The organism is Clostridium thermosuccinogenes (genome assembly GCF_002896855.1).
In the GTDB taxonomy this organism is placed as follows: domain Bacteria; phylum Bacillota; class Clostridia; order Acetivibrionales; family DSM-5807; genus Pseudoclostridium; species Pseudoclostridium thermosuccinogenes.
Genome location: NZ_CP021850.1, coordinates 1,979,779 through 2,000,312 on the forward strand (window position 1 = coordinate 1,979,779; position 20,534 = coordinate 2,000,312).

Below are 20,534 nucleotides of genomic sequence, written 5' to 3' on the forward strand. Positions count from 1 at the left end.
CCTCCTAAGCCCCTGCGACATCCTCTGTGAAAAGCTCGAATTTTGGCAGTTCGTCTACAAGGTGGCAGGTTACTATTGATGAACCATGCTTTACCGGCTCCGGATGTTTTACCTTACAAATATCTTTGCAGTACATGCATCGGGTGTGGAATCTGCATCCGGAAGGCATATTGGAAATATCGGGCAGTTCTGAAGAAGCATTGAGCTGCAGTTCTTTTCTTTTCCTGGATAGACGTGGATTTGGTATCGGAACCGCAGTAAGCAAAGCACGCAAATAGGGGTGCTGCGGATTGGACAATACTTCCTGCAAATCACCGGTTTCTACAATCTCGCCTAAATACATGACGGCAATGCGGCCATTTTTACCAACATAACGGGCGGTGGCGAGGTCATGCGTTATATACAATATTGCTATGTTACGCTCCTCATTTAACCGGGCGAGCAGATTCAGTATTGACACTCTAAGGGATACATCAATCATAGAAACCGGCTCGTCAGCCAAAATCAGTTCGGGATTCATGGACAGGGCTCGTGCAATCAATGCGCGCTGCCTTTGCCCGCCGGACATCTGGTGAGGATATTTATTAATAAAATGCTCTGTTGGTGTTAAATCCACTGCTTCCAAAACTTCATTGACTTTTTCCAGGAGATTGTCTTTAGTGGCATATTTTTTGAGCAGCATCGGGTCCCCCAGAGACTTTATCATCGTTCTCATGGGGTTTAATGCCGCATAGGAATCCTGCTGAACTACCTGAATGCTGCTGCGGTAGACATTCGCCTCTTCCTTGGTCATGGAGTGTATTTCTTTCCCTTTAAATTTGTAGGTTCCTGAAACTGGAGTCAGCAAACCGGCAATCACATTCGCCAGGGTAGTCTTGCCGGAGCCGCTCTCACCAACGACTACAACGATTTCTCCATTATGGATCTTTAGATTTATATTATGCAGAGCATTTAATTCCTGCGGCTTTCTAAACATACCTTTGCTCTTGTAAAAATTCATTTCCAAGTTATTAAGTTCTACTAACGGCACTTTTGCATCTGTTTTATCATTCACATTTGTCTTATCAGTCATATTGCCTTCCCCCTTATCTCTTTATGACAGGCTACGGTATGTTCCTCGGAAACTACTCTGGTTTCCGGTTCAACTTGTCTGCATATGTCGTCAGCGTACGGACATCGGTCCGCAAAAATACATCCCTTTCTCTCTTGCATTAAATCAGGAGCCGTGCCCGGGATGGCTGCGCGTTCCTTCACATCACCTATCAGAGAGGGAGCAGCCTGGATCAATAATTGGGTATAGGGATGACATGGTTGCTCAAACATATCATATATATTGCCGAATTCTACAATATTTCCACCATACATTACCACCATATAATCGCACAGGGTGGCTACAACAGCTATATCATGGGTAGAAAGCACCATTGTTGTCCCTTTTATTTGATGGACGGTCTTCAAAATTCTAAATATATAATCCTGGGTTATTACATCCAACGCGGTTGTAGGTTCGTCCAAAAAGAGTATTTCTGGTTCAAGCAGCTGGGCAAAGGCAATCATAATCCTCTGCTTCATGCCGCCGGACATTTCATGAGGATAGGATTTCAGCACGCGGTCTGCATCCAGTCTTACAGCTCGTAAGAGTTTTTTTACATGCTCTATAATCTCCTTCTCCGACATATCCTTTTTATGAGCTAGATAGGTTTCTATAAACTGCTCCTGCAGCGTCATGGTGGGATTCAAACAGTTCTGGGCAGCCTGGAAAACCATGGCAACATCACGCCATCTATATTCCCTGAGCTCTTTATCGGATAGGGATACTATATCCTTTTCACCAAACAAAATACTCCCCTTGGTTATTTTACCCGGATTGGATACAGTGCGGAGAATTGCGCTTGTAAGAGTTGTTTTCCCCGAGCCGCTTTCTCCCACCAAGCCGGTTATTTTGCCTGTGGGCACGTCTAAGTTCACATGATTAACCGCCCGCAGTATGCCATTCGGAAGAAAATAATCCACGCATAAATCCCTTATTTTCAGAATAGGTTCAACATCCTGGGTTTGCACTTGTTTCTTTTCAGATGCTTGCATGGTGAGTTCCTCCTTGTTCTGTATTTTTCCTGGCAGGGGTATTCTGCTTTTTCTTTTTGTCTGGCTTATACGAAGATGATGCGCGAAGGCGTGGATTCAACGCTTCATCCAGTCCGTTGGCAAAGAATACTAATGACATTTGAAGCAAAACGAAAGCAGCAGTAGGAACCAACATATTAAAAATTCCTGCTGTATTCGTACCGCTATTTGCCTGTACAGACGCATTGGAAAGCATGATCGACCAATGGGTAGGCTCATAAGGGGCCATGCCCAACATCATAAGTCCAACACTGGTAGCTATGGCCGCATTAGTGTTGAGCACAAATACTGACGCCAGATAGGGAGTAATGTTAGGGAGTATTTCCTTGAATATAATATGTCTTTTAGGAAGTCCCATGATGCGGCATATAAGAACAAACTCCCTCTGCTTTAATGAAAGAATAGTTGCCCGGACATTTCTGGCTAGTAACCCCCAGCTTAAGCATGCCAGCACTACCGCAAGCATTATAACATTACGGATGGGGAAAATTACGGCAATAATCAGCTGAATAGGGAATATGGGCACAGAAAGCAGTATTTGTATCATCAGGGAAATTACCTTGTCTATAATCCCACCTGCAAAGCCGGCCAAAGCGCCTAAAGCAAAGCCTAAAATAACGGTGAAAAGCGATGCCAAAAGTCCAATGTATAAAACAGAGCGCGAGCCGTGAACAATTTGCTGGAACAAATCATTTCCTACATAATCGGTACCTAAAGGATGCGCAAAAGACGGCCATTGATATCTGTTCAGAAAATCCGTGCTCAAGTCCAGAGGAACGACCATCGGACCGAAGGTCGCCATAACCACAAAAAATAACAGGATAATCATTCCAACAAAAGCTTGTTTGTTGTCATACATTGTTTTAAAAAAAGATTTTATTACCTCCATCCCTAGTCCTCCCTCTTTATCCTTGGATCGAGTCTTGGAAGTATCAAGTCAACAAATAAACTGGCAAGCACTGTTGCTGAAGTGGTAATCAGGAGCAAACCCTGAGCCACGGTAAAATCACGATTTCCCAGGGCTTTGCTTAACTGGGAACCGATACCCGGGTAAACAAAGGGTCCCTCCATATAAGGCGCACCACCTAACATGGAACCAAAACTGATAGCCAGTGTAGTGTATAACGGCAATAGTGCATTTTTCTTTACATATTTATTGCGTATGGTCTTATCCGATAGGCCTCTTGCATAAGCCGCGGTCACGTAATCCTCTGCCATGACGGAGATGCAGCTTCCTTTCATATTCATAACCCAGCCATTAATCTGTGTAGTGGTATAAGCGAATATTGGCAGTGCAGCATGCCAAAGCACATCTTTAATAAAAGGCAGATTAAGCCCCGGCTTAACTTTCATGGAATACGCCCCTTGTATAGGAAACCATTTAAGGCCGAACGCGAATATGGAAAGCACCAGGGTTGGAATCAATGCCGGCGGTATTGAATTCACAATGGTGGAATAGGCAGCAATAATCGCGCTGATAATTGATTTTCTCCTCCAGGCCATTATGCTTCCCAGCCAAATACCCAGAAAATAGCTCAAAAGAAGAGCTATGGATACCAGAAACAGCGTCCAGGGCATATAATAAGCGACGATCTGGTTTACTGTTATGGAGCTGTTGGTTATTGATGTTCCCAAGTTCCCGCGGAATAAGGATGAATAATATCTCCACATCTGTTGTAATATTGGTTCATCAGGATCATAGTTGTAGGTCTGGACGACCAGCCTTTTTGCTTCGTTAAAATCTATACCACGTTGCACAGCCATGTCACGGGCTCTGACATCAAATACATCACCCGGCATCAGCCGGAACAATATGAATGTCAATATTGAGCATATAGCTATGGTTAGAAGGGCTATACCGATCTTTTTCAAATAATATCTCGAATTCATGTGCGCCTCCTCCTTTATTTAATTTTTATTGGCTAGAGGTGTTTAAATTCACCTCTAGCCACAGATAACTTTTTGCGCTATCTATTGTCACAATCAGGGAAAAGCTTAAGAGTGATCATAATACATCCCCAATAGGGTATGATGTCATCATTTTTCTGTAGTAGGAGCAAGTCTTGACATTTTACGCACACCACCCGAGAATCCCCAGTTGAGATCATGTACTGCAATTCTTTCTTCCAGTGTTTCAGGGAATGGCATCCAACGATTTTCGGGTATTTTATCCTTCATCGGCAAGTTATCGGTATATTTCAGGTTCTCCCATGCACCCGTTACATTTTCGTAGAAGTTGATGGCAAAGGCATTTTCATTTGTAGCCCAGATGATGCGCTCCCATTGATCCTTTCTTACTTCGTCATCCATTTCGTTCGGCATGTTGGAAATCCACTGCCATACGTCAAAGGTATTGCCGTCCCAATCCTCCAGCTTCAATGTAGTACGATTGGTCTTTTCGTCAAAGGGGAAGTTCATCTTTTTAGCAGGTCCACCACCGCGGCTATAGAAATTATTGAGAGTGAAATATGGATGAGAGAAGGACCAAGCAACATCTATCCACTCCCAGCTCATATCAAATACATGCTCAACCTCGGACTGCTGTCCGTACACTGAACCGTCAACCGCGATTACTTCCGTATCTATTCCGAACTTTGTAAGCTGGTTAGCATAGATAGGGCATACCAAGGTTGCCACATACCAGCCTTTATCCAAGCCAATAGTTAATTTTATCTGCTTTCCGTTCGCGTCATGCCATTTACCGTTGATTTTTTTGCATCCGATGCTTTCCAAAAGCTCCGCAGCTTTTGCTTCGTCATGGCTGTATTTGCGCATTCTATCAATTACGTCCTTATCCACATATGTTTCCAGCATTGATGGAGGTAAGCCCAGGGATGACCAAGAATGTACATCGGACTGATATGATCCTATATCACGCAATGCTTCTTTATCAGCTACATAAATCAAAGCTTGCCGGAATTCTTTTTTATCCATGGGGGCGTTCTTTGATCCTATGTTGAAATACAAGCCATGGGATGCAGGGTCCCTCATGGGGTAATATACAATATTTTTATTGGCTTTCAGAAGCGATTCTGTCAGGTCCTTTGGCATTGTACCGTCCATGTTGTGGATTTCTTCTGCTTCCATCATAGGAGATTTTGTTGCATCAGTAGTGGATCTTATGATGATCTTGTCAAATTTCTGACCGTCCGGATTCCAATAATATGGGTTTTTGCTCATGCTTCCTTCGTTTATTGTATGGCCGGGGTCATTAATATATGGACCTGTACCCACGATTATGTGGTCTTCGTTGGGGGGAGTCTTGATATATTCCTTCCATACCTTGTCTAACTCTTCGGCAATTTTGGGATCGCCTGCCGGATATCTGCCGAAAGGTCCGCGTATTCCCTGGGCCTTTTGCTCCTCAGTCAACAATGGAGCCTTTTGGAGCAGCTCATACCGCTTTTCGGCGAATTCCCCATATATATGGTAGGGGATACGTCCATGGTGGACTTCCTGAGCAATTAACATAATCCTTAAATCATCGAAAGGAGCCGGTTCAGCCCATACGAATTCAACAGTTAAATCATCGGGAGTTTCGATAGAAGTCAAGAAGTTAACCGGAGAGTTGTGGCATATTTGGTAGAAGCACCAGATATCTTTGCTGGTGAAAGGTTCTCCGTCGCTCCATTTTATGTTGGGGCGCAGTTTAAATATTGTCTTGTTACCCACGTGCTCGTAACTTTCTGCTAACTGCAAAGCAATGTCATCGGTACCACGCTGATAGCGGATTAATCCTTCAAAAGCGAAATCACCGAAAGTGCTTGTGCCAACCTCAGAGTTCTGATTTGCGATGAACTGGGCAGGATCAGGAAGACCGCCTTGTCTGATATACACTTTATCTTTATTGTACCCTTCGGTAGATGCTGACTTATTTGTCTGATTACATGCTGTTGGTGAAATGGATATAATGGAAATAATGAAAATTAATACCAGTCTTTTTAAATTTTTCATCACTTTACCTCCATTTTAATTAAATTGATAGAGTCGAAAAAAGCGGTTAAAGAAATGAGTAGAATTGGTTGGAAAATGTTATCAACGAATTAGTGTGGTGTTAGAGTGTAGCATAAAAAATATTGTGAGTCATTAATCTTGCAATTTGGAAAGTTTATTCATCAACTATTAACTTTGCGTCTGGACTTGATGAAAAAATATTCATATGGTACATTTAGTGCTGTGCATATTTTTACATATTCGTCAATACTTAGTTTTCTTTTTCCTTTAAGAGCAAGACTGATGCAATGTTCAGTAAGACCAGCTTTTTCACATAAAGAAACTTGTTTAATGTCATTTTCTTCCATAAATTTTTCGATTGCTTTTACAATCATATCTTTGCCTCCCCCTGATTAAGGGTAGTGTCAAAAGTTTTGATATGCTTTTGACCTCTAACCCTTGGTTTTACTTGCTTTTATATTATTAAGGGTTTTACCCTCATTTAACTGGAAATTAAGAATGTATAGAAAGGCAAAGGTACTTGCCCTTTTTTTGGTATAATGTTGTTGCTGGACAACCCCCAAAGAAAGGAGTTAAGTACCTTTGAACAACATTATAACAGTTTTACTACTATACATTCAAATACAAGCTAAAATTATCATTTACCTCATGTGTGCACTCTTTAGTAAAGGATCCGTCCGCAAGTACTACGATGAGCCTGTTAGGAAGCCTTACCGCAAGCTTGTGGTGGATACCATGCCGATTATTGAGACACTTGAGAAGCTTGATTATAAGCAGCTTATTTCAAATCATCTCAAGGAAACCGGTAAGCTTATAACCCCTATTACAAGGAGAAAAGCTTCTACAGTCCCTGATACTATGGCCTGCCCAAGATGTGGAGCTCCTCATGAATACCTTTACGACAATACCGGTGGTAAAGGCCAGTACTTATGCAAAGTCTGCAAGTGCACTTTCAACAAGAAAAACCGTTACCTAAAAAATCTCATCTTCCTCTGCCCCCACTGTGGAAGGACACTGGAACTTAAGAAAGAGCGTAAGGACTTCAACGTACATAAGTGCACCAACTCCAAGTGCCCCTATTACCTTGACAGGCTCAATTCCATGTCCGAGGAAGACAAGCAGCGCTACAAGTCTTCTCCACATGATTTCAAGCTCCATTACATCTACAGGGAGTTTGATATTGACTTTGAGCCTTTGGTAAGAAAGCCTTCCCAGCCTCCGAGTGTAGATATATCAAGGCTTTATGTCTCTCCTCACGTCCTGGGGCTGATACTTACATACCATGTCAATTTTGGCCTTTCTACCCGGATGACAGCTGCCCTTATGCGTGAAGTACATGGTGTAAGTGTTTCTCATCAGTCGGTATCAAATTATGCCGATGCTGTTGCCACAAACATTAAACCCTTCATTGACAACTACAAGTATGATCTCTCAGATTCCATCTGCGGGGATGAGACGTACATAAAGGTTCTGGGCAAATGGCATTACGTATTCTTTATATTCGACGCAGTAAAGAAGATTATCCTCTCATACCCCGTCTCTGCCAACCGTGATGTTAAAGCTGCAATTTATGCTCTTGACGAAGCATTGTCCAAGTTCGATAAGCTTCCTGAGGATCTTACCCTGATCTTTGACGGGAACCCTATTTACATGCTTGCTCAACACTATTTCGCCCAGTACGGCATCCACTTTGACATAAAGCAGGTAATCGGTCTTACCAACGACGACCCTATCTCCGAAGAATACAGGCCTTTAAAGCAGATCATCGAAAGGTTAAACCGCACCTTCAAGGGAAACTACAGACCCACCAACGGTTTTAACAACTATGCAGGTTCAGTATCCTTCCTTACACTGTTTGTAGCCTACTTCAACTTCCTAAGGCCTCATTCCTCTCTGGAAGGCAGGGTGCCGGTGGTCTTAGAAGAGCTCAAAGACCGGCCTAATATGCCTGCCAGGTGGGTTACACTCATTAAAATGTCCCAAGAATACATCAAAGCCCAACAATCTGCTTAAGGAACGAAATTCATCCTCTTATTTTTGTAGCATAGCATAGCAAAACAGTCGCCGCCGAACCTGTGGAGTTTGTGGGTAACCCGCTGATTTGAGGGGTGTGGGTAACTTGTGTGATAAAGTGTTGGCAACACGCTTTTCGTTGCCAATGCTTTATCCACTTGTTATCCATGCCTCGGGCGGGTTATCCATCAAATCCACAGGTATTATATTCCCATGGTTTTTCTTGTTGCTTATTTGGTTTCCAATGTGCATATTTGGTAAATACTCTCATTTCTGGCGTCAAAATTTTATTCTTTCATAGAACTTTTGACACTACCTGATTAAGAATATCTTAAGTATATTTTTATGATAATGCAGTTACACTTAACTGTCAATAGTATTCTGTCGACAAGTAGTTAAGAATTTCTGTAGTATTGTATTTACAAACACCTCTTTATACTTGTATTATATTTGATATTATGTCTTTATATTTTTAAGATTTCATTACAAATAAATGGAAATACAAAAGCACAAATGATATATCAATATGATTTCGGAAAAAACAAGCAGAATAATGGGTATGTTGACTCCAAGAGAAATAATCATTCTACAAATATAACCGAAATGATATTAAAGTCAACAGTCGAATTTTCATGATAGATGACTTTTGGAGTAAAAAAGTAAGTCTGTTAATTTGCCAGTATCACTAAAATTCCTTACGCAACTCATGTTCTTTTAGGACTTGATAAGTAATAGAATGTCAATTTAACAACCTTATAAAACTAAAGACAAATTATACTCTATAAGCTTTCTGTGACAATGTAAGATTTTGGGTGTGATAATCAGGAGTTAATCTTTAATATCCATTTATATGATTATTGTTCCAGCTTTTCCATACTCCTTAATATTTCACCCTGATAAGGTGCAAAAAATTGTACTAATCAAAAAGGGTGTAAATAAACATTCCAAGGGGGTCGGGTAAGATATGTTTTGTGGCAAACCAATATATCAAAAGGTGATTTGAGATATGTCCGAGAAAGATATGCAATTAAATGAGAAAATAAAAATAGAAGAAACAAAGGAAATGTTGTGAACTTGAGCAGAAAGGAATTAAAGAACTTCTTACGGGCAATCACTTCATTGGAAGAAAAAGGGTGCCGTGTAATTGTAGAATTTACCCACATCGACTCCAGCAACAGGCCTGGATTTCATCCAAAGCGCTTCCTCTAGCTGTTTTTAACAGTATTTTGGAATAAGGCATACGAAGAAATCTATTCTTGAGCTTATCTAACTTGTATGATAAACTGTATACCATACATACAATTTATTACCTTAAGATGCAGATTATGGTGAAATAGTAAAAATAAAAAGATTTAATGAGTTAATTTTTATACAAATCGCTCTAGTCTCCTTTGAAGTGCCCCAGGATAACCGAAATACTATTATGTCTGAAATATTAGGTAAAAAAATAGGTGTTTTCCCGCACAAGTTCGTATAAACATCCGGAGTTAATGTTGATGGATATTATGAGAGGAGTGGAATAATGAAAGTCGGATGCAATTTATCAGCAGAGTTGATGGAATTAATTGATGAAAAAAAGGTATCAGTTGATTATGTAAAAATCGCATTATTAAAATCCGATGATGAAATACCGGAGAAATATAAAAGCTATGGAAAAATATTATTACATGGTGTAGGAATGGATGTGCCGCAACATACTGGTTCTAATAAATTAAGTAGTGTGAATTGGAATCAAGTCAGAGAAAAAGTAGAATTTTGTAATAGTAGCTTTATCGGTTTACATTGTGCCACATACCAATCTGACTGGGACGTGCCAGAAGTGACATTTGATATGGCAAAAGAACGGATGGGACATTTTTTGAATGTATGGAAAGTAAATCTTGACACAGAGATATTAATTGAAAATGCACCATATACATCATACTACGAAACTAACAGCCCTAAGAATATCAAGCATTCAGTTTCTCCTAAGTTAATAAATGAGCTGTGCGGTGAATATGGAGTAGGATTGTTGCTTGATATAGCACATGCGAAAGTTGCTGCAAGCGGTTTGGGTCTTCCGATAAAAGAATACCTGTCAGCATTACCATTGGAGCTTGTGAAAGAAGTTCATGCAGTAGGGACAAGAACAACTGATGATGGATTAAGAGATGGTCATTTAGAGATGACTGAGGATGATTATGAGATTCTAGAATTTGCATTAGGGATAGCAAATCCTGAAGTGGTTACTTTGGAATATGGAGGGTTTGGAGAGCATTTTTCATGGCGAAGCGATAAGAATGCCATAGAAAGACAATTAAAAAGGATAAATGAAATTGTTTGCAGGAGGATCAAATTCGGATGAAAGGTGGAATTTTCCAATAGCCTATTGTATACTAAAAATATAAAGAATAATACAGTAATAAAAAAACTTGCTCATTCATATGGATTGAACAAAATACATAGTTATAAAATCTCAGACATAGGCTTTGAGATGATGGTAAGTTAAGTAGCGACTCAATGCATTTAAACTTCAAAGGGAGTAGTAATTATGAGTTCTATAAAAAAAGCAATGATGGGTAACTTTACAGCTGGAATAGTGATTATTGCGGTCGAGTTATTAAGTTCTTTTTTCAACATGAATGCCAATGATTTTTTAGCTGTGTTGACAGGAATTATCATTTTAATAGTCTTTTTTATTTCCTTGAGGTTAGTTATTCAGAATAGTAAATTACATAATGAGTATACAAATGGCTGGATTTGTTCGGCCTTAAGATTAATTAGAATGGTTGGAGTTGTTATATATTTATTTGGTTTTGTTTCAAAGTCAGACATTATTAAGAATATAGTATTTACTATTATCGGATTTACTTTTGTTTCTGCCCCGGATAAATGTCCCGGAGTTGCTCAAGTTGCGTGACCGTTTGCACGTATGCTAATATCTTCCTGGAAGAAAAAAAGGAGGATATGATAAGAGCTTTGAATATATATGTTAAGTGTTCCAGCACCTAACCCTCAAAGCCCTTTAACACATTTGTAATATGATAATAGCATATCTGGGGCGGAATGTTAAGGAGTATCGCAGAAATTGTTTAAAATTTTTGGAAAGGCTGGAGTTGATATGCCCGAAATGCGGCGGGAAAACAACCTTTCATGACAGATATGCACGTCATGTGCATATGGGCGAGGAAATTGAATGGATTAACATATTCCGTGTAATCTGTAGCAAGTGTGGGAAGACACATGCAATCATACCGGATTTCATCAGGCCGTATAAGCATTACTCGGCTTGTGATAGCGAGCTGGTCCTTCGGGACCAGGAGGACGGTATACCTCTTGAGGAGATTGAGACTGCCGCCAGCATATCCACATTAAGGCGGTGGGTAGAAGAATTCAGGCAACGGGGGCGGCAAGCTGCAGGAGCATTAAGAGCTATACTGTACAGGTATTATGGCAAGTTTGTCAATGAGCTGGAGATGATAGAAACAAAGGTATTCCACATGATTGAGCGGCTGCTTGGGTTACTGCCGCAGATAGAAAGCAGCCATCTTGCCATAGGTGAAACGAATATGTGGCTAACAAATCATCTGGCAGGAGTATTTGTATAGAAAATTCCCACATAGTTTGCGTAGCTGTCCGGAGTTCCCTTCTGATAGGCTTTAGGAAAAAGCACAGGAGGGATCGAAATGATAAACAATGAAGTATTGGAAAAAGCATTAAAGAAACATGAGATCATATCGCCGCTATTGCAGCCGGATCTGGATGAGGCGGAAAAGCGGAGAATACGGCAGGAGATACTTGAGAGGGAAGGAATTTCGGAAAGGACACTTCGGAGGTATCTTGCAGCGTACCGGGAGAATGGTTACGAAGGGCTATTACCAAAGATACGAAAAGATACAGGGCAACAAAGAGCGATATCTCAGGAAATATTAGATCGGGCAATCGAAATAAAACAGGAACTGCCGGAGAGAAGTGTCAGGAGGATCATAAAGATCCTTGAAGGCGAAGGGATTGTCAAAAAAGGAAGTGTCTCCAGAAGCACCTTGTCCAGGCATCTTTTGAAGATGGGCTTTGGTGCAAAAGACTTCAGAAATGTTCGTATAGAAGGAACGACAGCCCGCCGGTTCGTCAAAAACGGAAGGAACACATTGTGGCAGGCAGATATCAAATACGGTCCGTACATACCGACTGCCGACGGCGGTAAGAAACGGACATACATGGTGGCATTTATTGACGATGCGACGAGGCTGGTGTGTCATGCAGAATTTTACGACAATCAGAGGCTTCCGATATTGGAAGACAGTTTTCGCAAGGCAATATTGAAATACGGCAAGCCGGAGGCAGTATACGTTGACAATGGCAAGGTATTTATCTCGAAATGGTTCAGAGTAGCATGTGCAAAGCTGGGAATCCGTCACATGAACACAAAGGCGTATTCTCCGGAGAGCAAAGGCAAGATTGAGAGGTTCAATGCCACAGTTGAAGAGTTTTTCCAGGAGATATCGCTGGAGAAAGCAAAAAGCCTGGAGGAACTTAACCGCAAATTTCGGGTATGGCTGGATGAAGGGTACAACGGGAAGCCTCATAGCAGTTTAAAAGGGGTTTCTCCATCGCAGGCGTATGCAAGTGATCCAAAGAAGGTGCGGTTTGCAACTCCTGAAGAATGCCGGGACGCATTTTTATGGGAAGATACAAGGAAAGTTGACAACACAGGCTGTTTCAAGCTGCAAGGGATAGAATATGAAGCCGGAATCGAATACATAGGCAAAAAAGTGGATGTGCGGTATGATCCTTTTGATATGAGCCTTCTGGAGATATGGTACAATGGTGAGCGCCGAAAGACAGCAACCCCGCTGAAGGTTGGGGAATACTGCTCAAAGGTTGAAAAAACACCAGCAACGAAATCGGCGACTCATTCACGGCTATTAAAAATATATGAGAGCGAGAATGAAAAGAGGCAAAAACGGCAGACCGGAGCATTAACCTTCAGGAGCATGAAGGGCGGTGACAGAAATGTTTGAGCAGTACTACAACTTTCTGCACACGCCGTTCACCCGGGATATACCGGAGAAGCATTTGTATAGCAATCCGGAGCTGGAAGAGGTCTGCAGCAGGCTTGAGTATGCGGCCCGGAACCGGTTGTTTGCAGTGATAACGGGAGATGTTGGTACAGGAAAGACCACAGCCATAAGGAAGTTTGTTGGGGCGCTGGACAGCAACCGGTACAAGGTAATGTACATAAGCGATTCGGCGTTGACACCGAGGAATTTTTACTGGGAAGTATTGAACCAGCTGGGATGTGAAGCGAAATTCTACAGGAGCGATGCAAAACGACAACTAACGAGAGAGATCAGCAACCTGATTGAAATACAGAGACGTATTCCTATAATCATCACAGATGAGGCACACCTACTTTCAAGGGAGATGCTGGAGGAAATCCGGTTTTTACTAAACTTCAGGATGGATTCGTATAACCCAATGAGTTTAATCCTGGTAGGCCAGAGTGAGTTGAAGGACATCCTGAAGAAGCAGATATATGAGGCAATATGCCAGCGAATAGATATCCGATATCATATGATGCCATATGATCGGCAAAGAACCGGTGAATACATAAGAAAGCACCTGGAGTATGCAGGAGAAAGCCGGGAGATATTTACGGATATGGCGGTAGACGAGATATATGAATATTCTCATGGAGTACCGCGAAAAATCAACCGGGCGTGTACAGCTTGCCTTTTACATGGGGCACAGGTACAGAAAAAAATCATAGACGATCATGTGGTAAGGCTTATTGTTGAGGAAGAATTGAACTGGTAGTTAATATGCCCTGTCCGTATACATCTGCGGACAGGGCTAATGAGCAAAACTAGCGGTCAAAAAGAATGAGCAGATTGCGGTCAAAGAGGCCGAACAGCGACATTACTTTCTTGCTTGAAGCAGGATATTGGAGATTTTTTGTTTTACATAAAGGAAACATGTAGTAGTAAATTAAAATGTCAAGTTTAGATAATGTGTATCCTTAATTAAAATGAATGGGCATAATTTAAGAGGGTATAGATTTTCTGTTTCCGATAGGGCAAATACTTCGTTCTAAATTCAACTATTTAACAAATGTCAGTCTAATATTTTGGTTATATGAATGCTGTTGTTAGCATAGGAGAGCATGTAAAGTGCTGAAAAAAGATTAATTAAATTATCGAAGCAAATAATGTACATACCAGAGTATTATTAAAATTCCAATGTAAGAACTAAATATTTTCTCATGAAAATGACGTACTACCATCTTCCAAGTCACAAAGAGTGCGCATCAGACATTTCTACATCTCCATAAGGCTTCATACATGATCATTAAGATAATCCTGACTTCAGTCACACCAATTCGTTAGGCACACTTGACATGGAACACATAGTATTTTATCTCATGTATTTTATTCAGTATATTTGTAGTAGATTGTATGGAAAATCCATGTTGAATTTATGAAAATTATATGATAAAGTGTATACCATATATGCAACTTATTTCCTGGACATGCAGATGGTGGAGCAGTTAATGAGGCAAAAAATGGGGGCATAATAATTGGGAAATGTATATACATTCAGAGGTAAGGCTGCAACGGGTAAATTAACGTACCATTTTAAGGAAGGTTTATTAAATATTAAAATCTAAGTGTTATTTGCCAATTAGATTGATTTATTGTATTTTCTGGTGGTTATAAATTTACCTCTTGTAAAGGAGAAACCATATATGAATATATCCATACCAGAATTCCTTAAGACAAAGTACAATGAAAGTAATATTTGCCATATGACAGGTGGAGGAACTAATGAATTGTATTTGGTATCAAATGAGAGCATGACACGTCTTGTAAAGATAGCCGGTCTTAATTCTGATGATATTGTAAATGAGTATAATACATTGCAGCTATTATCTGAAATGAGTGTAGTTCCCAAAGTTTACGAACTATTTTATATAGGTGAAAGAGCTGGCATTGAAATCGAATTTATTAAAGGGAAAAGCATGACATAAGAAAAATCTCAAAAGCTTATTTTTGGTGGAAGATGTAATCACAGGACCTCTCTATTGCAAAGGTTAATGCAAACTCCCTCGATATAATTGATAGCCATAAGCGTTGCCATAAAAAGATGTTTTATTTCGCAGGGATTTGGAAGGATTATTTGCTTACGGTGTGTCCACCCTGTGGAGAAATGAAATTGTGGAACAGATCAGATTTATCGTTGCACAAGACCATTAATAGAGGAGGATGGGAGTCTTTCATTGATGGAAACATATTATACGAAAAAGAAGGAAATAGAATTGTTTTCACAGATTTAGGAGATTTAATTAATGATATCTAAGCAAAATTAAAGCTCCTCGTTGGTAGACAAATTAAAATCATATAGGGGGTATCATTCATGAAAGATCAGACCATTCAAATACCATTCAGCAATTTTGGCAAGTCAGGCATCATTGAAGTAGTATACAAGAAAAACACTAGTCCTGTTACATCCGGTTTTGAAATTGTAAAAGATATAGTGCCTGATTTAGATGTATGTATAGGGTATCCTACAATACAGGCATTTGTTAAGGATTTTGAAGGCTTTGGATTTGCCAGGTATTGTGGTTGGATACAGGTTGTGCGAATGGAATTTTATTCTGATGTAAATAGTGAAAAACCAGATAATACATATTATGAAGTTGATACACCACCTCCAATGAAGCAGAAAGGAGTGCCATTTTGTGCTTACGGATATCCGGCAGTTTTTTTTGATGCTCCCGTCAATAATTACTGTGAAGCAGCTAAATTAGTTTGGGTAGCTGACACCTTTTTAGTAGCTATGCCATCTTTTTTAAACAATGAAAGCATATCCTTTTTAGCCGGTTTTCATTGGGGCTTTATAGAATACATGGACAAAGAAAAGAAGCAGATAGATATTACTCCGGTGAGGAGCATTGATAGCGGATATTGGGAAAAGCATTTTCCATTATTCAGACGTGATTTTTCCCAATGGAACTTTGCCTAATAGGCATACGACTTCTATGAGTATATTGGAGTGAAAACCAGAATTAGCTGTCCGTAGCTCACAAAGGGGGTATCGTAAAATTGACAAGTGTGTATTTTGTCCGGCATGCACAACCTGATAAATCGTGGGAAGATGATAGAACAAAGCCATTAACTCCTGTTGGGTTATTAGATCGAAAAGAAGTGACTAATCTTTTAATCAAGATACCAATAGATTGCTTCTTTTCCAGTCCGTATAAAAGGTCTTACGATACCATTGTAGAATGTGCAAATGCTTTTGGACTACCCATTCATACAGATGAAAGGTTTAGAGAACGGCAATCCGGAGAAAACGGACACAGCATAGAACTACTGCAAAAGCGATGGAACGATTTTAACTTCTGCGAAAAAGGCGGTGAATCACTAGGCAGTGTTCAGAGTCGTAATATCGAAGCCTTGAACGAAATATTGCTTACTCATAAAGATAAGAACATTGTTATTGGGACTCATGGTACAGCTTTGAGCACAATTTTAAACTACTATGATCCAAGTTTCGGTTATGAGGATTTTAATCGCATAAGGTACTTTATGCCATACATTATACGGCTTGATTTCTCCGGAGCAAAAAATATCGGAAAGCAAGAATTATTGATGGTTGAGCGGAAGTATTAAATACCCCGGTAGTTTAGCATAGTCAGAAAAAGGTTTTTCACAATTTTTAAATATTTCACACAAGATGTGGTAATCCAGTTAAGGAGGATAACGATGAATAAAGATTTTATTGCAGGTTCATTGGATAACATAGGGTTTGTCTGTATTGAAACTAAATACAAGGACAAGTGGGTATTATGCTTTCATAAGAAGAGACAAAGATGGGAAGTCCCCGGTGGCCATGTAGAAAAAGGAGAAACACCCTTGATGGCTGCCAAGAGAGAGCTGTATGAAGAAACAGGAGCAGTTGACTTTGATATTGTACCTGTATGGGATTACCAAGTCTTCAGTGATGACGGTATGCTGCACAATAACGGCAGAGTATATTTTGCAAACGTCAGAGCTTTTGAGAAAATACCTGAAAATAGTGAAATGGAAAAAATCGAATTCTTTGATATTTTACCAACAAATGTTACGTATAACCGGGATAGAATGATAGAAATGCTGGAACGTGCAGAAAAATATGCATCTGCGTACTATAAATGATTGTGTACCCGTTATCTTTAGAAAATACAAGGTTTATCACTTTATGAAAAAATAAGGAGGATAAGCGATGACAAAGAAAATTGAACCCTATAAGGGTATAGCAGGTATATATGAAGAAATAAGACCTTCCTATCCGGAGAGGTTAATTGATGATGTGATAAGGAAGACTAATTTGAAATTGGATGATAATATACTTGAAATCGGCGCAGGCACTGGCAAAGCAACCATACAACTTGCAGAGAGAGGTTTTAAGATTGATGCTATAGAAATAGGGGAAGATATGGCTGAAATACTGCGTGATAAATGTGTCAATTACCCAAAGGTTTCAATCCATGTATCATCCTTTGAAGAATGGTCTAACCCAAATAATCAAAAATACGATATGATTTTTTCCGCACAGTCATTTCACTGGATAGATAAAAATGTCAAATACAAAAAATGCCATGAGCTTCTAAAGGATGAAGGATATCTTGCTTTATTTTGGTATATTTCAAGTGATGATACGCTTGAAGAAACCAGAGAGATAAACAAAAAGGTTGATGAAATAGTCAAAAAGTATGTTGCTGGTTATTTTAAAAATGAAGGAAAGCCTGAAAGACTTAAACATGATGGAGTGTATAAAGAAGATGAAAGAAAAGCAGAAATTATTTCATCCGTCTTGTTTGATTTGATAGACAAAATAGAATATACCCATGAAATAAAGAATAATGCCGAGCAATATCTAAAAGCTATGAAATCAGTACCTGCAAATGCTTCTATCCTGGATGGTTTAGAGGATAACATAATAGATAAAATGGATAACGAAATTATAGAGTTAATAAATAATCACGGTAGTTATGTTGGAACCTTGTTTAACTATTCTTTATACATAGCTAAAAAAATATAACGAAGCTAAAGATGTTTCCTACCTCAGGCGGTGAGTTAAATCTCTTGCCTCGTTGAAACAGTGTGTTGAAATTACTACGCAATTTCTTCCGTTGTTTTAAGGAGATTTTATGATGGAAACTAATAGATGCAAACTTGTAAAACTGCAGGAAACTGACTATGTGGATGTAAAGAGACTTTATTCGGATGTCAAAGTTAGGGAATTTCTTGGTGGTCCAGTAAGTGAAGAAGAATTTAATGCAAAATTCGAGAGAATGATTAAATCGAAAAATGATGCAATATACTGGGTCATTAGGCAAAGGGAGAGCAGCTTATTTATAGGATTGATTTCTCTTGCCTTACATCATGATGGCGTAAGTACTGAAGTATCATATCAGTTGTTACCGGAATGGTGGGGAAAAGGATACGCCACTGAAGTAGTCAAAGAGGTAATCAGGTATGCTTTTGTAGAATTTAGGTTAGCAAAAGTTATCGCAGAGACCCAAACAGCAAATCTTTTATCATGTAGATTATTAGAGGGGGTTTGTATGAAGCTAGAGCAGAAAGTTCAAAGATTTGGTGCAGAGCAAGCAATATATGCTATTTACAACTTATCCCTTTGAAGTTATGCATGTCGGATTATAATACATAATGGAGGCGTTTTCTGCATTCGGATATGGAAAAAGGATCGCAATGCCTTGCCGCGGATTACGCCTTCGGAATCCTGTTATAGCAATTTTATTACTTTATTAAGTAAAAAAGTGAAAAGTCATAATTCTGGCATGTAGGGAAGCATATAAATTATGAAAAGTTTATTTTGCTGTTTATAATATATTTTTCTCAATATGGCTGTTCCAAGAGGATGACTTATGAATATTCAAATCTATTGGATGATGAAAGCAAAAATCAGCTAGTTGATGTACTGATGTTTGGCTATAAAATCAATAATGGAAAATTCAATAAAAAATGGACCTTAAATTTTATCAGTGAATTTAGAGAGTTTATGATGTTTAAGGGGAAATAAGAATGGCAATTTATTATCATGGAACAATTATTAAGAATTTGAAGGAATTGAAGCCTTTTGTCTCACCAGATTCAAATTTGAAATATCCTTGTGTATATCTTACTTCCAACAAAGCTATAGCAGCAATTTATATTTGGAATAAACCTTTTAAATGGATGTCATTTCATGTTCAAGATGACGGAATTCCTGTTGTTACTGAATCATTCCCAAATCATTTATACGAGTTTTATAACGGAGTGAGTGGTTGCATTTATACTTGCGAAGGCGATTTTATTACCGATTATGCAGTTGGAATAAAATATGCAGCTATTTCAAAAGAACCTGTTAAAATTATAGATTGCGACATTGTAGACAACGCTTATGAAAGATTATTGCAGTATGAGAGAGAAGGCAAACTAATTATTAATCGCTTTGAGAACTTAACTCAAGATATGCATGATGGTCGAACGAGAACCGTTTTAAGGACAATAAAAAATTTGAACTTATTAGAAGAAAAACACCCTTTGTCGGTTTTTATTAAAGAGAAGTTTCCTGATTTGTGGGAACAGGCAAAAAAAGAAATTAAAAAGGATGTTACAGTATGAGCATGGATTATATATCTGAAAGTAATCTGTCGTATTTGAACATGATGAAGGATATTTATGAGGTGTCTTTAGCATGCAATACTAAAACATACATATGGGGCGGCTTTACGGTAGATATTTTAGAAGGCAAGTTTTTGCGAGAACATGGTGATTTGGATGGATTTGTTGAGAATATGATGGCTTTACTGGATGACTTAAAAAGTGAATATGAAAGCAAAGGTTATGAGGTGGATTTTATAAATGACATAAATATGTTAACTATAAGAAAAGGTGACCAACATGCAGCTTTCAATCCATTGGATGTTAATGAAAATGTGGCTATGTGGAGACACATTGGAGATCAAGGGACAGTCTATTTTCCATACTCCTGGCTCGACAATGCTCCAAGAGAGTTTTACAACACTTATGTCTATACTTCTGGTATAAATTTTGAATATGGCTTTAGAAAAATAGTTCACCTGCTTAATCCAGAATGGAAAGTGAGAGAAAAAGATCGTGTTTCGCTTGAGTATTTTCAAAATAAAATCATTGAAAAAGGCATAAATGAAAAAGATATATTGAGTTGTATTTGGAGTTATAGTCCTTTCTGGATTAAAAAAGGATATAGTCCGTTTGATAAACCAACTTTAGTTTGGCCAATGTTATAACAGGTCCCAGATTTGAAAAGGTATAAAGGAGTTATTCTGGGGAAATACCTCAGCATAGTTGACTGGACCTCCGCCTAACAGGCGCAATAAATGGGGTAAAATGTTTTCCTGATTTGTTCTCTGCGCTTTTATACATTAAGTGAAATAT

At 39.1% G+C, this 20,534-nt stretch carries 20 protein-coding genes; 14 read left to right on the forward strand and 6 right to left on the reverse strand.

What is annotated here, in order from left to right; all coding sequences use genetic code 11:
* Positions 1-4: 4 nt before the first annotated feature.
* The 6 genes from CDO33_RS08725 to CDO33_RS08750 all read right to left on the reverse strand — a co-directional run bounded on the left by CDO33_RS08725 (position 5) and on the right by CDO33_RS08750 (position 6,452).
* Positions 5-1,072, reverse strand: coding sequence for an ABC transporter ATP-binding protein (locus tag CDO33_RS08725; protein WP_103089755.1), 1,068 nt, complete (start codon positions 1,070-1,072; stop codon positions 5-7).
* The gene (locus CDO33_RS08730; RefSeq protein WP_103083231.1) at positions 1,069-2,085 is read right to left on the reverse strand and encodes an ABC transporter ATP-binding protein; all 1,017 of its coding nucleotides are present in this window, start codon (positions 2,083-2,085) and stop codon (positions 1,069-1,071) included. Before CDO33_RS08730 ends, CDO33_RS08725 begins: the two co-directional genes overlap by 4 nt.
* Positions 2,072-3,013 carry an ABC transporter permease gene (locus tag CDO33_RS08735; protein WP_103083232.1) on the reverse strand — a complete coding sequence of 314 codons (942 nt, stop codon included), beginning with the start codon at positions 3,011-3,013 and terminating at the stop codon, positions 2,072-2,074. Before CDO33_RS08735 ends, CDO33_RS08730 begins: the two co-directional genes overlap by 14 nt.
* 2 nt (positions 3,014-3,015) lie before the next feature.
* Positions 3,016-4,014, reverse strand: coding sequence for an ABC transporter permease (locus tag CDO33_RS08740; protein WP_103083233.1), 999 nt, complete (start codon positions 4,012-4,014; stop codon positions 3,016-3,018).
* A 147-nt stretch (positions 4,015-4,161) separates the two neighbouring features.
* Positions 4,162-6,078 carry an ABC transporter substrate-binding protein gene (locus CDO33_RS08745; RefSeq protein WP_103102781.1) on the reverse strand — a complete coding sequence of 639 codons (1,917 nt, stop codon included), beginning with the start codon at positions 6,076-6,078 and terminating at the stop codon, positions 4,162-4,164.
* A gap of 161 nt (positions 6,079-6,239) precedes the next feature.
* Entirely contained in the window at positions 6,240-6,452 is a 213-nt protein-coding gene (locus CDO33_RS08750) for a helix-turn-helix transcriptional regulator (RefSeq protein WP_103083284.1), read from the reverse strand.
* Between the two features lie 274 nt (positions 6,453-6,726).
* Between CDO33_RS08750 and CDO33_RS08755 the strand changes: the two genes are divergently transcribed.
* From CDO33_RS08755 to CDO33_RS08820, 14 genes are all read left to right on the forward strand, one after another.
* The gene (locus CDO33_RS08755) at positions 6,727-8,091 is read left to right on the forward strand and encodes a DDE-type integrase/transposase/recombinase (protein WP_207655289.1); all 1,365 of its coding nucleotides are present in this window, start codon (positions 6,727-6,729) and stop codon (positions 8,089-8,091) included.
* A gap of 1,522 nt (positions 8,092-9,613) precedes the next feature.
* Positions 9,614-10,435, forward strand: coding sequence for a multinuclear nonheme iron-dependent oxidase (locus tag CDO33_RS08760; RefSeq protein ID WP_103083283.1), 822 nt, complete (start codon positions 9,614-9,616; stop codon positions 10,433-10,435).
* Positions 10,436-10,621: 186 nt separating this feature from the next.
* The gene (locus CDO33_RS08765) at positions 10,622-10,990 is read left to right on the forward strand and encodes a hypothetical protein (RefSeq protein ID WP_103083282.1); all 369 of its coding nucleotides are present in this window, start codon (positions 10,622-10,624) and stop codon (positions 10,988-10,990) included.
* Positions 10,991-11,111: 121 nt separating this feature from the next.
* Positions 11,112-11,678: a DUF6431 domain-containing protein gene (locus CDO33_RS08770; RefSeq protein ID WP_103083291.1), complete on the forward strand. Its 567-nt coding sequence runs from the start codon at positions 11,112-11,114 to the stop codon at positions 11,676-11,678.
* Between the two features lie 78 nt (positions 11,679-11,756).
* Complete coding sequence (locus tag CDO33_RS08775) at positions 11,757-13,091, forward strand: DDE-type integrase/transposase/recombinase (protein ID WP_103083290.1); 1,335 nt, start codon at positions 11,757-11,759, stop codon at positions 13,089-13,091.
* Entirely contained in the window at positions 13,084-13,887 is an 804-nt protein-coding gene (locus CDO33_RS08780; protein WP_103083289.1) for an ExeA family protein, read from the forward strand. Before CDO33_RS08775 ends, CDO33_RS08780 begins: the two co-directional genes overlap by 8 nt.
* 928 nt (positions 13,888-14,815) lie before the next feature.
* A complete protein-coding gene (locus CDO33_RS08785; RefSeq protein WP_103083016.1) occupies positions 14,816-15,097 on the forward strand; it encodes a protein kinase family protein in 282 nt (93 codons plus the stop codon).
* A 386-nt stretch (positions 15,098-15,483) separates the two neighbouring features.
* Entirely contained in the window at positions 15,484-16,092 is a 609-nt protein-coding gene (locus CDO33_RS08790) for a hypothetical protein (protein ID WP_103083015.1), read from the forward strand.
* 89 nt (positions 16,093-16,181) lie between these two features.
* A complete protein-coding gene (locus CDO33_RS08795) occupies positions 16,182-16,742 on the forward strand; it encodes a histidine phosphatase family protein (RefSeq protein WP_338053263.1) in 561 nt (186 codons plus the stop codon).
* Between the two features lie 93 nt (positions 16,743-16,835).
* Positions 16,836-17,267: an NUDIX hydrolase gene (locus CDO33_RS08800; RefSeq protein ID WP_103083013.1), complete on the forward strand. Its 432-nt coding sequence runs from the start codon at positions 16,836-16,838 to the stop codon at positions 17,265-17,267.
* 67 nt (positions 17,268-17,334) lie between these two features.
* Positions 17,335-18,153, forward strand: a complete 819-nt coding sequence (locus tag CDO33_RS08805) for a class I SAM-dependent methyltransferase (RefSeq protein WP_103083012.1) — start codon at positions 17,335-17,337, stop codon at positions 18,151-18,153.
* Positions 18,154-18,262: 109 nt separating this feature from the next.
* A complete protein-coding gene (locus CDO33_RS08810; RefSeq protein WP_103083011.1) occupies positions 18,263-18,754 on the forward strand; it encodes a GNAT family N-acetyltransferase in 492 nt (163 codons plus the stop codon).
* 403 nt (positions 18,755-19,157) lie between these two features.
* Positions 19,158-19,739, forward strand: a complete 582-nt coding sequence (locus tag CDO33_RS08815) for a hypothetical protein (RefSeq protein ID WP_103083010.1) — start codon at positions 19,158-19,160, stop codon at positions 19,737-19,739.
* A complete protein-coding gene (locus CDO33_RS08820) occupies positions 19,736-20,386 on the forward strand; it encodes a nucleotidyltransferase domain-containing protein (RefSeq protein ID WP_103083009.1) in 651 nt (216 codons plus the stop codon). The genes CDO33_RS08815 and CDO33_RS08820 overlap by 4 nt, the downstream gene beginning before the upstream one ends.
* The last annotated feature ends 148 nt before the right edge of the window (positions 20,387-20,534 follow it).

Bases quoted from the DNA above. Each gene is read 5' to 3' on its own strand.
- CDO33_RS08790 (WP_103083015.1), top strand. From the start codon at position 15,484: ATGAAAGATCAGACCATTCAAATACCATTCAGCAATTTTGGCAAGTCA.
- CDO33_RS08810 (WP_103083011.1), top strand. From the start codon at position 18,263: ATGATGGAAACTAATAGATGCAAACTTGTAAAACTGCAGGAAACTGAC.
- CDO33_RS08740 (WP_103083233.1), bottom strand. From the start codon at position 4,014: ATGAATTCGAGATATTATTTGAAAAAGATCGGTATAGCCCTTCTAACC.
- CDO33_RS08805 (WP_103083012.1), top strand. From the start codon at position 17,335: ATGACAAAGAAAATTGAACCCTATAAGGGTATAGCAGGTATATATGAA.
- CDO33_RS08725 (WP_103089755.1), bottom strand. From the start codon at position 1,072: ATGACTGATAAGACAAATGTGAATGATAAAACAGATGCAAAAGTGCCG.
- CDO33_RS08785 (WP_103083016.1), top strand. From the start codon at position 14,816: ATGAATATATCCATACCAGAATTCCTTAAGACAAAGTACAATGAAAGT.
- CDO33_RS08760 (WP_103083283.1), top strand. From the start codon at position 9,614: ATGAAAGTCGGATGCAATTTATCAGCAGAGTTGATGGAATTAATTGAT.
- CDO33_RS08745 (WP_103102781.1), bottom strand. From the start codon at position 6,078: ATGAAAAATTTAAAAAGACTGGTATTAATTTTCATTATTTCCATTATA.
- CDO33_RS08730 (WP_103083231.1), bottom strand. From the start codon at position 2,085: ATGCAAGCATCTGAAAAGAAACAAGTGCAAACCCAGGATGTTGAACCT.
- CDO33_RS08775 (WP_103083290.1), top strand. From the start codon at position 11,757: ATGATAAACAATGAAGTATTGGAAAAAGCATTAAAGAAACATGAGATC.
- CDO33_RS08780 (WP_103083289.1), top strand. From the start codon at position 13,084: ATGTTTGAGCAGTACTACAACTTTCTGCACACGCCGTTCACCCGGGAT.
- CDO33_RS08765 (WP_103083282.1), top strand. From the start codon at position 10,622: ATGAGTTCTATAAAAAAAGCAATGATGGGTAACTTTACAGCTGGAATA.
- CDO33_RS08815 (WP_103083010.1), top strand. From the start codon at position 19,158: ATGGCAATTTATTATCATGGAACAATTATTAAGAATTTGAAGGAATTG.
- CDO33_RS08735 (WP_103083232.1), bottom strand. From the start codon at position 3,013: ATGGAGGTAATAAAATCTTTTTTTAAAACAATGTATGACAACAAACAA.
- CDO33_RS08820 (WP_103083009.1), top strand. From the start codon at position 19,736: ATGAGCATGGATTATATATCTGAAAGTAATCTGTCGTATTTGAACATG.
- CDO33_RS08750 (WP_103083284.1), bottom strand. From the start codon at position 6,452: ATGATTGTAAAAGCAATCGAAAAATTTATGGAAGAAAATGACATTAAA.
- CDO33_RS08755 (WP_207655289.1), top strand. From the start codon at position 6,727: ATGTGTGCACTCTTTAGTAAAGGATCCGTCCGCAAGTACTACGATGAG.
- CDO33_RS08770 (WP_103083291.1), top strand. From the start codon at position 11,112: ATGATAATAGCATATCTGGGGCGGAATGTTAAGGAGTATCGCAGAAAT.
- CDO33_RS08800 (WP_103083013.1), top strand. From the start codon at position 16,836: ATGAATAAAGATTTTATTGCAGGTTCATTGGATAACATAGGGTTTGTC.